The 699-nt window shown below is 45.2% G+C and carries 1 protein-coding gene and 1 pseudogene; one reads left to right on the top strand and one right to left on the bottom strand.

All coding sequences use genetic code 11. The features are described 5' to 3' along the window. Nucleotides 1-342, top strand: a 342-nt coding sequence (locus R8N49_RS27245) for a GGDEF domain-containing protein (RefSeq protein WP_318190465.1), incomplete at its 5' end; no start/stop codon positions are given. A gap of 92 nt (nt 343-434) precedes the next feature. Here R8N49_RS27245 and R8N49_RS27240 read toward each other — a convergent pair. Beyond that, a pseudogene (locus R8N49_RS27240) lies at nt 435-699 on the bottom strand (GntR family transcriptional regulator); the annotation flags it as partial.

The raw sequence follows: 699 nt of genomic DNA, 5'->3' as shown, positions 1-699 counted from the left end.
GATGAACGCGGTCACGATGAAGGGGATAAAGTCATTTGTAGCGTCGCAGAAACGTTACTACGTGAAGTACGCACTACGGATTTTGTTTCTCGTGTTGGTGGTGAGGAGTTTGCGGTGATCATGCCTCATACCACAGTCAAAGAGGCCGAAGTGGTGCTCAATCGTTTGCGAGTCGCGGTTCAGCTGCGAAGCAATATGACCGTTACCGTCAGTGCGGGTTATAGTGACCTCACTGCCGACCGAACTCGAAGCTATAAGTGCGCAGATATCGCGCTGTATGAATCCAAAAGCGCTGGTAGAAACTGCGTTTCTTTGTGTCATAGCATTGATGATATTGCTTAGTTCACATGAGCGAGAGAACCGTTTATACCAAAAAGAAAAAATCGGGATATACCCGATTTTTCGTTAATAAGCGAGTTGATTTGGCGTGACGTTTATAGCGGGTTGTCGATGGCGGTTTCGACACATTGCAACGACTTCAACAAATAACGATCCAGAAACTGCACCGCATCGTCACTATTTTTAGACAGCGATAACTTCATGATCATCTCTTGTTCATCGATATTGCAGTGACCTTGATTGTTCGTTCCTAGCACTTGCATAGCAAAGTAATGGTAACGCTTGATCTGGTTTAAAATATCTCGGAAGAAGGTAAACAAATTGTGCGAGTTTGCCCCCTCAAGCAACGCCTCAAGAAAG

This window comes from Vibrio sp. 1978 (assembly GCF_033344345.1).
Note: the sequence above shows the minus strand (reverse complement) of the source record. Positions and strands in the feature narration are given on the sequence as shown.